Origin of the sequence: Pseudomonas sp. S150, from assembly GCF_004526365.1 — a bacterium.
GTDB classification, from domain to species: domain Bacteria; phylum Pseudomonadota; class Gammaproteobacteria; order Pseudomonadales; family Pseudomonadaceae; genus Aquipseudomonas; species Aquipseudomonas putida_A.
On record NZ_CP038207.1, the window covers coordinates 5,160,630 to 5,174,837 of the forward strand.

The window sequence follows — 14,208 nt, forward strand, 5'->3', positions numbered from 1 at the left end:
GGAGAGGGGACTGGATGGGGGAAGCTCGATAAATACGCCGACCTGAAAGCTCTCTGCTGAATCCATATTCGAGGCAAATCACTCAGGTCGATCATTTTCTGGAGACACTTAGGTCAGTTCCCTCTACCTCTGGGAGAGGGCTAGGGTGAGGGCAACTTCCAATTAAACCGCAGGAAACTGAATCCTGAACGCCGCCCCGCCCATCGGCGAATCCCCGAGCATCAGCTTGGCGTTGTAGCTTTCGATGATGTCCTTGACCACCGCCAGCCCGATGCCCTGCCCCGGATGCTGACGATCCAGACGCTCACCACGCTCGAGGATCCGCGCGCGCTGATTCGGCGGCACACCGGGGCCGTCGTCCTCAATGCACAGCTCGATGCCGGTGAGGCTCTCGCGCACGCTGATGCGCACTTCACCCAGGCACAGGCGATAGGCGTTTTCCAGCAGGTTGCCCATCATCTCCAGCAGCGCGCCCTGCTCGATCGGCACGTAACAGTGCTCCGGCAGATCAAACGCCACCCGCACGTGTTTGTCGCGGTAGACCTTGTCCAGCGTGTCGCACAGGCTTTTGAGTACCGGTTGCAGTCGCACTTGATGGCGCACCAGACCACTTTTGCGCAAGCTGGCGCGTTGCAGTTGATAGCTGATCTGCTGACTCATGCGCTCGATCTGGGTTTGCAGCACCCAGGCTTGATCGCGATCTTCCGGGCGTTGGGCCATGTCTTCACTGACGCCTTGCAGTACCGCCAACGGGGTTTTCAGGCTGTGCGCCAGATCATCGAGGGAGTCACGGTAGCGGCTGCGCTGCTGGCGCTCACTGTGCAGCAAACGGTTGAGCGAGCCGGTCAGGCGCAGCAGTTCGCGCGGGTGTTGTTCGCTGAGGCTTTCGCGAGTGCCGCTTTCGATTTCGTCGAGCTCCTGACTCAACCGGCGCAAGGCTTTCAAACTCCAGGTCAGGCCAATCCACAACAGCGCAAGCAAGACAAACAGTGCAGCACCAAAGCCCAGATAAAGGTTGTCGCGCAGGCCTTCGAGCGTCGATTCGTACTCGTGCACCGGTTGCAGGGTCACAAAGCTGAATGCCGCACTCTTGCCCCCGAGCAACTTGACTTCGACGTCGTAGACAAAAAATTCCTGACCGCTGGCCTGGCGAATCCGCGCGAACTCATTGCCCATGCCGTCGTAACGCGGCTTGTAGTTGATCTGCCCTTCTTCTGTGCCCTTGGAGCGCCAGACCAGATGCCCCTCGCGATCATAGATGTAGCCCAGCAGACGCCCGTCAGTAAGGTTGAATCGCTCGTCAGGCAACTGCGCCGGCATCTGCAGGCGACCGTTCTCGATACGTGCCGCCGAAATCAGCGTGGTCACATCCGAGGCCAGGCGCTGCTCGATCGAGTCCTGCAATGCCAGGCTGAACGCGCCTTGCATGGCCGGCAGCAAGCCAAGCATGAACAACACCGCCAACGTGGTGGCGGCGAGCATCAAGCGAACGCGTAGAGAACGAATCAAGTGCAGCGCTCATTGAACAGGTAGCCAAGACCGCGCACGGTGTCGATCGGCTTGAACCCGCCCGGTCCTTCGAGCTTGCGGCGCAGACGGCCGACCAGCACTTCGATCACGTTCGGATCACGCTCGTCGTCATCCGGATAGAGCTGCTCCATCAGGCGATCCTTGGGCACCACTTGCTGGTGGTGGCGCATGAGGTATTCGAGGATGCGGTATTCGTAGGCAGTCAGCGCCAGCGGCTCTGCATCCAGCGATGCCTGCTTGCGATTGAGGTCCAGCAACAGCGGTCCGGCGACGATGGTGGACTGGGTGAAGCCGCTGGAGCGACGCAGCAAGGCGTTGAGTCGCGCCTCGAGTTCTTCGAACTGGAACGGCTTGACCACGTAGTCGTCGGCACCGGCCGCCAGGCCTTCGACCTTGTCTTGCCAGTTGCCGCGCGCGGTGAGGATCAGGATCGGAAAGGTCTTGCCGGTCGAGCGCAACTGCCGGATCAAGTCCAGACCGCCCATGCCTGGCAGCCCGAGGTCGATGACCGCCAGATCGAAGTTGAACTGTCCGGTCTGGTACAGCGCCTCTTCGGCATTGGCCACGGACTCGACCACGTGACCGCTCTCCGTCAGGCGGGTTTGCAGGTGATGGCGCAACAGCGCTTCATCTTCGACGACCAACAGTTTCATAACGCTCTCCCGGGCAAATCAAAAAGCTCCAACGTCAACAGCATACTTGTGAGGGCGAGTCTGCTCGCGAAGGCGACGGCACAGGCGACAACTTTCTCATTGCTGTTCGATAGGCTGCAAGGTTAGCAAGCCGCCCCTGTACCTGCCCTGAACACTCGGTGAACCTGCACTGAATCAAATCGACTAGGCTGTCCTGACCACTTTCGATAAGGAGACCGACCATGCGCCTGTTCCTCGCCCTCGCCTTGCTCGCTGCCAGCAGTCTGGCCAACGCCGCGATCAAGACCCAGGAGATTCCCTACCAGAGTGCCGACGGCACCAAACTGATCGGCTACTACGCCTACGACGACGCGATCAAGGGCAAACGCCCTGGAGTCGTCGTGGTGCATGAATGGTGGGGCCTTAACGATTACGCTAAACGTCGCGCCCACGATCTCGCCGAACTGGGCTACAGCGCGCTGGCGATCGACATGTACGGCGAAGGCAAGAACACTGAGCACCCGAAAGATGCGATGGCGTTCATGCAGGCCGCGACCCAGGATGCTGCGGCCTCCAGCAAACGTTTCGAGGCCGGGTTGAACCTGCTGAAAAAGCAGCCGCAGACCGACGTCAATAAAATCGCCGCCATCGGTTACTGCTTCGGCGGTGGCGTGGTGCTCAACGCCGCGCGTCAGGGCGAGCCGCTGGCGGGCGTGGTGAGTTTCCACGGTGCGCTGGCGACCACCACCCCGGCGACGCCCGGCAGTGTGAAGGCGAAGATTCTGGTCGAGCACGGTGCGCTGGACAGCATGGTCACTCCAGACAACGTCACCGCATTCAAATCCGAGATGGACAAGGCCGGCGCCGACTACACATTCGTCAGCCTCGACGGCGCCAAGCATGGCTTCACCAATCCGGATGCCGATCGTTTGAGCCACGGTGAACACGGTGGCCCGGATATCGGTTACAACAAGGCGGCTGATGAAAAATCCTGGGCGGACATGAAGGCGTTCTTCCAGAAAATCTTTGGCTGATCAGATAGATTGCAGCGCGGCCTTCGCGAGCAGGCTCGCTCCCACATGGGAATGCGTTCCAAATGTGGGAGCGAGCCTGCTCGCGAAAGCCGCACCGCCGAGCTCGACCTTGCCCCTGCGAATCGGCAAAATGCCCGCCATGAATTCCAGCCCGCCCCTCCCCGCCTGCTGCACCCCGCTCGACGCCCATTGGCCGTTGCCCAGCGTGCTGCCCGAGACCGTGCTGCTCAGTACCCGTTTCGACCCGAAGCAACTGCTCGGCGATGACTTCCAGCGCAGCGCCATCGAGCCGCCGCCGAGCATTCAGCGTTCGGTTGCCAAGCGCCAGGCAGAGTTTCTTGCCGGGCGAATTTGCGCCCGGGCCGCGCTGCAGCAACTGGAAGGCTCAAGCGTGATTCCGGCGATTGGCGAAGACCGCGCACCGGTGTGGCCGGCGCACATCTGCGGCTCGATCACTCACAGCACCGGACACGCGGCGGCAATAGTCGCCAACAAGCAGCACTGGCGCGGCTTGGGCATGGATCTGGAAAACCTGCTCGAGACCGAGCGCGCCGAACGCCTGGCCGGGGAGATTCTGACGCCGCCGGAGCTGCAACGCATGGCCGCCGGTGCGCGGGAACAACTGCCGTTGTGCGTGACCCTGACGTTTTCGGTGAAAGAGAGCCTGTTCAAGGCGCTGTACCCGATTGTGCAGAAGCGTTTCTACTTCGAGCACGCCGAGGTGCTGGAGTGGACGGAGCAGGGTCAGGTCCGGTTGCGTTTGCTGACTGACTTGTCTGGCGAATGGCGTCATGGCACCGAGCTGGAAGCGCAATTTGGTGTGCAGGATGGGCAGTTGTTGAGTCTGGTCAGCATTCCGGCCTGAGGATTTTTCGGCGACTGTTGCACCGCCTTCGCGAGCAAGCCCGCTCCCACCCTTGAAATACATTCCCCTGTGGGAGCGGGCTTGCTCGCGAAGGCGCCATTTCTGCTAACGCAAAACTCAGCGGCGCTCCTGATTCCTCGGCCAACTCAGACTGAAACAAGCCCCACCCAGACTCTTGCTCTTGTTGATCAGCGCCCGACCGTCATGCCAGTGAATGATCCGCCGCACAATCGACAGCCCCAGCCCATGCCCACCAGAGGCCCGGGTGCGGCTGTCATCCAGACGCAGGAACGGCGTGAAGATCCGTTCCCACGCCGACTCCGGCACACCCGGCCCGTCATCCTCGACATCGACCCGGCAGCGCAACTGCCCGACCTGATAACTCACCGTGACATTCGAGCGCGCATGGCGCATCGCGTTGCTCACCAGATTCTGCAACGCCCGATGCAGGAAGCGCGGCTCGGCTTCGACCCAGGCGCCATCGTTGTCCGCCGCTGACAGGCACAACCCGCGCTGCACCGTGACCTCGGCACGCAACGGCGCCAGTTCTGCGATCACCTGATTGACCAGCGCATCGAGGTCAATGCGCTGAAAGGTCAGTGCCGGCGAACCCTGCTCCAGCCGCGCGTAAGTGAGCATTTCGTCGACCAGCTTATCGAGATCCTCGATGTCGTGATCCATGCCCTCGCGGTATTTTTCCAGCGCTTGCGGAGTGGTGGCCGAGCCGATCATCTCCAGCCCGAAACGCAGGCGCGCCACCGGTGTGCGCAGTTCGTGGGACACCGCACGCACCAGCTCGCGCTGGATCGCCAGCAACTGCTGCAAGTGCTCGGCCATGCCGTTGAACGCTGCTGCCAGTCGCCCGACCGAGTCAGCTCCGCGGGCCGGCACGCGGGTTTCCAGGCTGCCCTTGGCGATGCGCGTGGCCGCGGCTTCAAGTCCGCGCAGACGTCGTTCGAGCTGACGCACCAGCAGATACACGATCAGACCGATCAGGCTCAGGCCGAGGGCCGCAATCAGCACCAGCCATTGCGGCGGATACGGATTCATCTGATACAGCGGGCCGATCTCCAGCACCCACGGCGTACCGACCATGCCGGCAAACACCCGGATCGAATCCCCGCCCTTGCCCAGCGCCATCACCGTATCGCCCTCGGACACTCGGCGGCTCTGGTCTTCGTCCATGTCGGCCTCGTTGACCGTGACCAGTCGCAGATCAAAACCGAAGCCTTTCTCTTCCTTTAACTGCGCCAGTCGTTTGGGCTGTTCGCCGACCGGCACCCGTACCAGTTCATCGGCCAACAGATAAATAGTCGCGCGGGCCAATTGCTCGCTGATCTGTTGTACGTCACCGGTCAGCAGCAGCTGTTCCTTGTCGCTGACCAGTCGATAGACCCGCGCCGCATGCGGGCCGGTCTGCTCTACCAAGGCCTGACCGCGCTGCACCCGGGCGCGCTGAGAGAGATCCAGATCGGTCTCGGAAAACTTCTTCAGCGCCAGCGGAATCCCCAGCAGACGCTCCCAGACCAACAACGCCCGGTGGCGCTCGGTTTCGTTCATCGGTTGCAGGTTGTCGGCCATCAGCGAGAACGTGCCGTGGGCCAGGCGCTCGCGGTATTGCTCGCTGCGCACCTGATTGAGCAGGTGCAGCGCCAGCACACCAAGCACCGCCACCAGAATCAGCGCCGCGCACATGCCGCCATAGATGCGCAGGAAGATCGAGTTCACAGCGCCAGATCCACACAGGCTTCAGGGACGAACAGGTAGCCTTTGCTACGGATGGTCTTGATCAGGCGCGGATGGTCGGGGTCATCGCCAATCTTCGGGCGAATGCGCGAGATGCGCACATCGATCGAGCGGTCCTGACCGTCATAGCCGATGCCGCGCAACGCAGTGAAGATTTCTTCGCGAGAGAGGATTCGCCCGGCGTTCGACACCAACAGCCAGAGCAGGTCGAATTCGGCACTGGTCAGTTCGATGCCGCTGTCGCTGAGCCAGGCTTCGCGCAAGGCGTTGTCCACCACCAGGGGGCCGAATTGCAGGCGACGGCTTTTTTCCACGATTGGCTCGGCTGTGTCGCTGCGTCGCAGCAAAGCCTGAATGCGCGCGAGCAACAGCCGTGGGCGCACCGGTTTGCATACGTAATCATCAGCGCCGAGGTCGAGACCCTGAATCTGGTCAGCATCGTCGGTGCGTGCGGTGAGCATCAGGATCGGCCCGTCGTAACGATCGCGCACCTTGCGGCAAATGCTCAGGCCGTCTTCACCGGGCAGCATCAGGTCGAGGATCACCAGGTCCGGCTGCTCCTTGATGATCCGCGCCGCCGCCAGCGCGCCGTTGCCTTCGATCTCCACGCGCAATCCATTGGCTTGCAGGTATTCGCGGGTGAGTTCGGCCAGACGCTGGTCATCCTCAACTATCAATACCTGCCAGGCTTCTTGCTCCACCGGTGACCTCTGCTTGCTGTTGTTATTAATAAGGAAGAATGCTCGGCCTGACTCAATTCCCCTGTGGGAGCGGGCTTGCTCGCGAAGACGGCGGCATGGTCAACATGGAAATTGCCTGACCCACCGCTTTCGCGAGCAAGCCCGCTCCCACATTTTTCCCGTCTTTTTGTCATCTTTCGGGAGGATAAGAATGGGTAAACACCGCTCGATTGTATAAACGGCGTACAGCCAGAACACAAGTCGGCAAATGCGTTCGGACAAGGCGGTTTTTTGTGATAGGGTTCGCGCCCTTAAAAATCCGCTGAAGCGTTTTTCCCGGGTGAAAAACAGTGACAAACGGTCTAACTCAGCAGGTTCGCGGCCTACACGGGAATCAGCCCTTTCGCACACAATTTACGCACAGGTTTATCCACAGGCTATACGTTGCAATACTCCCCCAAAACGCATTATCTTGTAGCCCGTGCGTAAAAAAACCCTACATGTAGGGTTTTTCGCAAAAAACCAAACACAAACCGGACAGTGAATTCAAGGCTTTTTATTGCCATTGTCGGGTTGAACCAAACGTATTTTCGAAAGCCCAAACCGCGCCTGCGGATGGCTACCGTTTTTCAGTCGACCACGACGATAACGGTACGGGTGTTGCAGTGACGAATCTGCTCCCCGAAAGGAATGCGGTCTCACGCGTATCGCGCGAACCGAAGACTTCGGCATGGAAGCGGCGCTCACAAGGCCCCCTTCCTGAACTGTCCCGAAGTCGTTATGCCCGGCGCGTGCCGGTTGTAGTGCTTCAGGACGGAACGGTGGGCACCTTGATGGTGCCCAAACAAACATAGAGAACGTGGAGACACCCATGCAAACCGACACAACTCGCGAGAACCCGCAGGGCACCTTGCCGCAGGCCGCCGATTCGAATTCGGATCTGGCCGCCACCGCGCCTGGTCAACTGCGCGTGATCAAGCGCAATGGCACTGTCGTTCCTTACACCGATGACAAGATCACCGTCGCTATCACCAAAGCGTTTCTCGCAGTTGAGGGCGGCACCGCTGCCGCTTCGTCGCGAATCCACGACACCGTTGCGCGCCTGACCGAACAGGTCACCGCGACCTTCAAGCGTCGCATGCCGTCGGGCGGCACCATCCACATCGAAGAGATCCAGGACCAGGTCGAACTGGCCCTGATGCGTGCCGGCGAGCAGAAAGTCGCTCGTGACTACGTGATCTACCGTGACGGCCGCTCGAAAGAACGCGCAGCCCATGCGCCGGTAGAAGCTGCGGTCGACGCGCACCCGTCGATCCGCATCACCCGTGCCGATGGCAGCCTCGCGCCGCTGGACATGGGCCGCCTGAACACCATCGTCACCGAAGCCTGCGAAGGCCTGGCTGAAGTCGACGGCGACCTGATCCAGCGCGAAACCCTGAAGAACCTGTACGACGGCGTGGCCCTGAACGACGTCAACACCGCACTGGTAATGACCGCGCGTACCCTGGTCGAGCGCGAGCCGAACTACTCGTTCGTCACCGCCCGCCTGCTGATGGACACCCTGCGTGCCGAAGGCCTGGGCTTCCTCGAAGTGGCCGAAAGCGCCACTCACCACGAGATGGCCGACCTGTACGCCAAGGCACTGCCGGCTTACATCGCCAAAGGTATCGAGTTCGAACTGCTGAACCCTGTGCTGGCCACCTTCGACCTGGAAAAACTGGGCAAGGCGATCAACCACGAGCGCGATCAGCAATTCACCTACCTGGGCCTGCAGACCCTGTACGACCGTTACTTCATCCACAAGGATGGCGTGCGTTTCGAACTGCCGCAGATCTTCTTCATGCGCGTGGCCATGGGCCTGGCAATCGAAGAGAAGCAGAAAGAAGACCGTGCGATCGAGTTCTACAACCTGCTGTCGTCCTTTGACTACATGGCTTCGACTCCGACCCTGTTCAACGCCGGTACCCTGCGTCCACAGCTGTCGAGCTGCTACCTGACCACCGTTCCGGACGACCTGTCGGGCATCTACCACGCGATTCACGACAACGCCATGTTGTCGAAATTCGCTGGCGGCCTGGGCAACGACTGGACCCCTGTGCGTGCACTGGGTTCGTACATCAAAGGCACCAACGGCAAGTCGCAAGGCGTGGTTCCGTTCCTGAAAGTAGTGAACGACACCGCCGTAGCCGTTAACCAGGGTGGCAAGCGCAAAGGCGCTGTGTGTGCCTACCTGGAAACCTGGCACATGGACATCGAAGAGTTCATCGAACTGCGCAAGAACACCGGTGATGATCGTCGTCGTACCCACGACATGAACACCGCCAACTGGATCCCTGACCTGTTCATGAAGCGTGTCTTCGATGACGGCAAGTGGACCCTGTTCTCGCCATCCGAAGTACCGGACCTGCACGACCTGACCGGCAAAGCCTTCGAAGAGCGCTACGAGTACTACGAAGCCCTGACCGAGTACCCGGGCAAGGTCAAGCTGTTCAAGACCATCCAGGCCAAAGACCTGTGGCGCAAAATGCTCTCCATGCTGTTCGAAACCGGCCACCCATGGCTGACTTTCAAGGATCCGTGCAACCTGCGTAGCCCGCAGCAGCACGTCGGCGTGGTTCACAGCTCGAACCTGTGCACCGAGATCACCTTGAACACCAACAAGGACGAGATCGCCGTTTGCAACCTGGGCTCGATCAACCTGCCGAACCACATCGTCGACGGCAAGCTGGACACCGCCAAGCTGCAACGCACCGTGAACACCGCCGTGCGCATGCTCGACAACGTGATCGACATCAACTACTACTCGGTGCCGCAAGCGAAGAACTCCAACTTCCGCCACCGTCCGGTCGGTCTGGGCATCATGGGCTTCCAGGACGCGCTGTACCTGCAGCACATCCCTTACGGTTCCGACGCTGCCGTCGAGTTCGCCGACAAGTCGATGGAAGCGGTCAGCTACTACGCGATCCAGGCGTCCTGCGACCTGGCCGACGAGCGTGGTGCTTACGAGACCTTCAACGGTTCGCTGTGGTCCAAAGGCATCCTGCCACTGGATTCGCAACAGATCCTGATCGAGCAACGTGGCCAGAAGTACATCGACGTTGACCTGAACGAAACCCTGGACTGGGCACCGGTTCGCGCCCGTGTACAGAAAGGCATTCGTAACTCCAACATCATGGCCATCGCACCGACCGCAACCATCGCCAACATCACCGGCGTATCGCAGTCGATCGAACCGACCTACCAGAACCTGTATGTGAAATCGAACCTGTCGGGCGAATTCACCGTGATCAACCCGTACCTGGTTCGCGACCTCAAGGCTCGCGGTCTGTGGGACTCGGTCATGATCAACGACCTGAAGTACTACGACGGTTCGGTTCAGCAGATCGAGCGCATCCCGCAAGAACTCAAAGAGCTCTACGCGACCGCGTTCGAAGTGGACACCAAGTGGATCGTTGACGCGGCAAGCCGTCGTCAGAAGTGGATCGACCAGGCCCAGTCGCTGAACCTGTACATCGCCGGTGCCTCGGGCAAGAAGCTCGACGTGACCTACCGCATGGCCTGGTACCGTGGTCTGAAAACCACTTACTACCTCCGTGCCCTGGCTGCGACCAGCACCGAGAAGTCGACCATCAACACCGGCAAGCTGAACGCTGTTTCCAGCGGCGGCAACCACGGCGACGATTCGGTTCTGGCAGCTCCGGCCGGCCCAGCGCCAGTGCCAAAGGCTTGCGCGATCGACGAGCCGGATTGCGAAGCTTGCCAATAAGCTGAGCCGGGTCAGGCGTCGCGAGACGCCTGATTCTTCCAGACAAAAGAAACCCCCGACAGACTTCTGGTTTGTCGGGGGTTTTCTTTTGTCTGCCATTTATGTGCAGGAGCTGTCGAGTGAAACGAGACTGCTGAAGTGATTATGTGAATCTGGCGGAGATTGGTCGGCTCACAGGCCGCTATCGCTGGCAAGCCCGCTCCCACAGGGATTGAGTACACCGGCAAGAGATTGGTCGGCTGTCAGACCGCCTTCGCGAGCAAGCCCGCTCCCACAGGGATTGAGTACACCGGCAAGAGATTGGTCGGCTGTCAGGCCGCGATCGCCCGCAGGCTGGCTCCTACAATTCAGAAAGCGTACAGCCCATGCGGCAAAGCCGCCCCACTCAACAGGATGAGCGCAAGCTCGGCTGCAGCTTTTGATCTTCAAAGCCCGTCGGCAGGCTGAGTGGAGGGATTGATCCGGGGGGCGGGAGCGTAGCGACCGTTTGGCGAAGCCAAACACATCGAGAGGAGGTGCAGCGAAGCAAACCGGAGGCGATGCGCCCGGATCGATCCCGGAGCGAAGGAACCCGAGCCACGGCGAGGGCCGAACGTTGGGGCTGAAGCGTTTTGGTTACTTTTGGGCGTCTGCAAAAGTGACTCGCCGTAAGGGCGAAACCCTAAGTAGCCGTTACCGCAGCAACGGATAAGCCCACAAAACAATAGCCCACAAAAAAGCCCCTCAAAAAGAGGGGCTCCCTTGCACAACCAGAAACCGCAATCAGGTCATCTGAATGATGGTTTGCATGATGGTGCTCTGGGTCGAAATGGTCTTGGCGTTCGCCTGATAGTTGCTCTGGCCCTTGATCAGGTCCACCAGCTCGTTGGTCAGGTTAACGTTCGACTCTTCCAGCGAGTTGGATACCACCTCACCCAAGGTCCCGGTTTTCGGCGCGTCGTAGCCCGGAATACCGGAAGCGAAGGTCTCTTTCCAGCTGGTACCACCGATAGCCTGCAGGCCCTGTTCGTTGGTGAAGCTGGCCAGCGCAACCTGGCCGATGGCCTTGCTCTGGTTGTTGCTGAAGTTGGCGAACAGGGTACCGGTGCCATCAATGGTCAGGTTGGTGATCTGGCCAGTGGCGTAACCATCCTGAGTCGGGATCGAACGGGCGGTATCGGCGTTGTACTGGGTGGTCTGAGCCATCGAAATGGTGATGCCTGCCGGGTTCGCGGCTGCACCATTAGGCTTGAATGTACCGTTGATCACATTACCCGGGACCCAGCCACTGAGCTTGAGGTCACTGCTGATCACCGGACCCGGCAGAGTGCTGACCTGAGTCAGCTTGCCAGCGGAGTCAAACGTCATGGTCGAAGGTGTCGGCGCGGTGACCTTCGGATCGCTACCGGTAGCGTCCGGATTACGACCGTCTACCAGGGTGTAGACCTTCCAGGTGTTGGCACCGGTCTTGACCACGTACTGATCCATCGGGTGCATGTTGCCCTGACTGTCATAGATCGGCGTGCTGAACGATTTGGTGTAGGTCGCGAGGTTGTTCGGATCGAACTTGCCGGCGGGCACTGTGTCGTCGATTACTGGAGCGGTCGAGTCCAGGTTGATGGTCGAGGTCACCAGCGAGGTGGACTTCGGCGCCAGGTTGGAAGTGTCGATCTTCAGGTCAGTCAGCACACCATTGATGATCTTGCCGTTGGCATCCACACCGTAACCCTGCAGGCGCGAGGTGTAGTCGGTGTTGGTGATGTAACCAGCGTTGTCGACCTTGAAGGTACCGGCACGGGTATAGGAAACCGAACCGTTGTTGCTCATGGTGAAGAAACCGGAACCGTTGATACCCATGTCCAGCACGTTACCGGTGTTGTTGATGTCACCCTGGGTGAACTGCTGAGAAACGTTGGCCAGGCGTACACCGTTACCGATGACCTTGCTGCCACTGCCCAGACGGGTCGACGAGTAAACGTCTTCGAATTCTGCACGGGACGATTTGAAACCGGCGGTCGCGACGTTGGCGATGTTGTTGCCGGTCACGTCCAGTTGTTTGTTGGCTGCATAGAGACCGCTAAGGCCGATATTGAAAGACATATTCCACTCCTTTGTGCCGGTTAGTCGGCTCTATATACCAATGGTTTGTACTTTGGACAGGGCGACGGTGCCCTTGCCGGACAGGTTGAGCATCAGCTCGCCACCGGTCTGGCTGATGGTCACGCTGTTGACCGTGGCTGGCAGGTAGGTCGCCATATCGGTCGCGGTGCCATTGATCGAGGCGTTGGCTTTGACGGTATAGGTACCGGTCTTCACCAGATTGCCGTCCTTGTCCTTGCCGTCCCAGGTGAAGCTCGCGCTGCCTGCGGCGCGACTGCCCAGATCGATGGTGCGAACCACCGTGCCGCTGCTGTCGGTAATGCTGACGGTGCCACCGGCAATCGACGACGGCACGGTGACCGAACCGGTCATGCCTTTGCTTGGGTCGTCCAATTGCACGGTGTTGGTCTGCACGATCACGTTACGGCCAACCAGCGACGACGCCTGCAGGGCTTGCGAGGAGCTGTAGTTGCCGGCCAGCGAACTGACGGTGCTGTTGAGGGTGGTGATGCCCTCAAGGCTGCTGAACTGCGCCAACTGCGCTACGAAAGCGCTGTTGTCCTGCGGATCAAGCGGGTTCTGGTTTTTCAGCTGGGTGACCAGCAGTTGCAGGAACGCATCCTTGCCCAGGGCTTTGCCGCCAGTGGCGCTGTTGGTGGCCGAAGCAATGCCACCGGTGGTCGAACTGCTCGTTTTCTTCGAGGAGTTCGCCAGGATGTCATTCATGCTCAGGCTGCTGGTGGTATCGGAAACACTCATGGCCGTCGCCCCTTATTACTGACCGAGGGTCAGTACCTTCTGCATCATGGTTTTGGCGGTGTTCATCATTTCGGCGTTGGTCTGGAACGAACGGCTCGCGGAAATCATGTCAGCCATTTCTTCCACCACGTTGACGTTCGGGTAGTAGACGTAGCCCTTGGCGTCAGCGGCCGGATGGTTCGGCTCGTAGCGCGCTTCGAGGTTGCTCTGGTCTTCGACCACGCCGAGTACCTGCACGCCCTGCCCTGCGGCGTCCTGGCTCTGGAACAGCGAGTTGCTGCCAGTGTTCTGGCCGCCCTGGAACATGGTGGCGAACACCGGGTGACGGGCGCGGTAGGTCTGATCGATGCTCGACGAAACGGTTTCGGCGTTGGCGATGTTCGAAGCCACGGTGTTCAGACGCGTGGTTTGTGCGCTCATGCCGCTGCCGGCAATGTTGAAAACGCTGGACAGGGACATGGATTACTCTCCGCGCAGGGCTGACACCAGCCCTTTGAATTTGCTGTTGAGCAGGGTGAAGCTGGCCTGGAAGCCGACCGCGTTTTCCGCGTAATTCGACTGCTCGAGCTGAGCGTCCACGGTGTTCTGGTCGATCGAAGGCTGCATCGGCGTGCGATACATCAGCGACTCGTCGCCATTGCCCAGGCCTTCAGCTTCGATGTGACGGCTGTTGGTCATGTTCAGGGCGATGGTGCCGTTGGCGTTCTTCTGGGTCTGTGCTTCAAGCACTTTGGAGAAGTCCAGATCCCGAGCCTTGTAGTTCGGGGTATCGGCGTTGGCGATGTTGTTGGCCAGGACTTCGGCACGCTGGGCGCGGAAGCCCAGTGCCTTTTCGTGAATGCCGAGCGCTTTATCGAAGCTGATGCTCATGTCGGGAACCTTCGGGTGACCGGTTTTTCGTACCTGAGCTTTAGCAAGCGCCGTGCCAAACAGAACAACCCCCGTAAACCGGGGCTTTGCGAGGAGTCGGCAAAGCGGCAATGCCAGAAAAGCGGCAACCGGTTTCCGCTGGCTGCCGCTTTTCTGCCGCTTGCGTGCTCTCGCCAACACCGGACAACTGTGGGAGCGGGCTTGCTCGCGAAAGCGTCATCTAAGTCAGTATTTGTTTTCCTGACAC

11 protein-coding genes are annotated in these 14,208 nt (G+C 60.0%); 3 read left to right on the forward strand and 8 right to left on the reverse strand.

The window, feature by feature from the left end; translation table 11 throughout:
• Nucleotides 1-162 precede the first annotated feature (162 nt).
• Nucleotides 163-1,509, reverse strand: a complete 1,347-nt coding sequence (locus E3Z29_RS23910) for an ATP-binding protein (protein ID WP_098965094.1) — start codon at nt 1,507-1,509, stop codon at nt 163-165.
• Nucleotides 1,506-2,183: a response regulator transcription factor gene (locus tag E3Z29_RS23915; RefSeq protein ID WP_134787108.1), complete on the reverse strand. Its 678-nt coding sequence runs from the start codon at nt 2,181-2,183 to the stop codon at nt 1,506-1,508. Before E3Z29_RS23915 ends, E3Z29_RS23910 begins: the two co-directional genes overlap by 4 nt.
• Before the next feature lie 221 nt (nt 2,184-2,404).
• Between E3Z29_RS23915 and E3Z29_RS23920 the strand changes: the two genes are divergently transcribed.
• Together E3Z29_RS23920 and E3Z29_RS23925 are read left to right on the forward strand one after the other, a co-directional pair.
• On the forward strand, nt 2,405-3,196 hold the full coding sequence (locus E3Z29_RS23920) for a dienelactone hydrolase family protein (protein WP_134787109.1): 792 nt from the start codon (nt 2,405-2,407) through the stop codon (nt 3,194-3,196).
• 139 nt (nt 3,197-3,335) lie between these two features.
• Nucleotides 3,336-4,061 (forward strand): 4'-phosphopantetheinyl transferase, encoded by a 726-nt coding sequence (locus E3Z29_RS23925; RefSeq protein WP_134787110.1) that lies wholly within the window; start codon nt 3,336-3,338, stop codon nt 4,059-4,061.
• Nucleotides 4,062-4,178: 117 nt separating this feature from the next.
• On the opposite strand, the gene E3Z29_RS23930 is transcribed toward E3Z29_RS23925, so the two are convergent.
• Together E3Z29_RS23930 and E3Z29_RS23935 are read right to left on the reverse strand one after the other, a co-directional pair.
• Nucleotides 4,179-5,789, reverse strand: coding sequence for an ATP-binding protein (locus E3Z29_RS23930; RefSeq protein ID WP_096796805.1), 1,611 nt, complete (start codon nt 5,787-5,789; stop codon nt 4,179-4,181).
• Nucleotides 5,786-6,508 (reverse strand): response regulator, encoded by a 723-nt coding sequence (locus E3Z29_RS23935; RefSeq protein WP_027612283.1) that lies wholly within the window; start codon nt 6,506-6,508, stop codon nt 5,786-5,788. The genes E3Z29_RS23930 and E3Z29_RS23935 overlap by 4 nt, the downstream gene beginning before the upstream one ends.
• 850 nt (nt 6,509-7,358) lie before the next feature.
• Between E3Z29_RS23935 and E3Z29_RS23940 the strand changes: the two genes are divergently transcribed.
• Entirely contained in the window at nt 7,359-10,253 is a 2,895-nt protein-coding gene (locus tag E3Z29_RS23940) for a ribonucleoside-diphosphate reductase subunit alpha (RefSeq protein WP_096796807.1), read from the forward strand.
• Between the two features lie 762 nt (nt 10,254-11,015).
• Here E3Z29_RS23940 and flgE read toward each other — a convergent pair.
• Genes flgE through flgB form a run of 4 tightly spaced genes read right to left on the reverse strand, consistent with a single transcriptional unit; the run spans nt 11,016 to nt 13,961 of the window.
• Complete coding sequence (gene flgE / locus E3Z29_RS23945; RefSeq protein ID WP_098965102.1) at nt 11,016-12,332, reverse strand: flagellar hook protein FlgE; 1,317 nt, start codon at nt 12,330-12,332, stop codon at nt 11,016-11,018.
• A gap of 30 nt (nt 12,333-12,362) precedes the next feature.
• Complete coding sequence (gene flgD / locus E3Z29_RS23950; protein ID WP_097085799.1) at nt 12,363-13,091, reverse strand: flagellar hook assembly protein FlgD; 729 nt, start codon at nt 13,089-13,091, stop codon at nt 12,363-12,365.
• A gap of 15 nt (nt 13,092-13,106) precedes the next feature.
• Nucleotides 13,107-13,550 carry a flagellar basal body rod protein FlgC gene (gene flgC, locus E3Z29_RS23955; protein WP_007963049.1) on the reverse strand — a complete coding sequence of 148 codons (444 nt, stop codon included), beginning with the start codon at nt 13,548-13,550 and terminating at the stop codon, nt 13,107-13,109.
• A 3-nt stretch (nt 13,551-13,553) separates the two neighbouring features.
• A complete protein-coding gene (flgB, locus tag E3Z29_RS23960) occupies nt 13,554-13,961 on the reverse strand; it encodes a flagellar basal body rod protein FlgB (RefSeq protein ID WP_007917581.1) in 408 nt (135 codons plus the stop codon).
• Between the last annotated feature and the right edge of the window lie 247 nt (nt 13,962-14,208).

Coding starts and splice junctions, on each gene's coding strand:
- E3Z29_RS23925 (WP_134787110.1), top strand. CDS start 3,336: ATGAATTCCAGCCCGCCCCTCCCCGCCTGCTGCACCCCGCTCGACGCC.
- flgE (WP_098965102.1), bottom strand. CDS start 12,332: ATGTCTTTCAATATCGGCCTTAGCGGTCTCTATGCAGCCAACAAACAA.
- E3Z29_RS23940 (WP_096796807.1), top strand. CDS start 7,359: ATGCAAACCGACACAACTCGCGAGAACCCGCAGGGCACCTTGCCGCAG.
- E3Z29_RS23920 (WP_134787109.1), top strand. CDS start 2,405: ATGCGCCTGTTCCTCGCCCTCGCCTTGCTCGCTGCCAGCAGTCTGGCC.
- flgC (WP_007963049.1), bottom strand. CDS start 13,550: ATGTCCCTGTCCAGCGTTTTCAACATTGCCGGCAGCGGCATGAGCGCA.
- flgD (WP_097085799.1), bottom strand. CDS start 13,091: ATGAGTGTTTCCGATACCACCAGCAGCCTGAGCATGAATGACATCCTG.
- E3Z29_RS23915 (WP_134787108.1), bottom strand. CDS start 2,183: ATGAAACTGTTGGTCGTCGAAGATGAAGCGCTGTTGCGCCATCACCTG.
- flgB (WP_007917581.1), bottom strand. CDS start 13,961: ATGAGCATCAGCTTCGATAAAGCGCTCGGCATTCACGAAAAGGCACTG.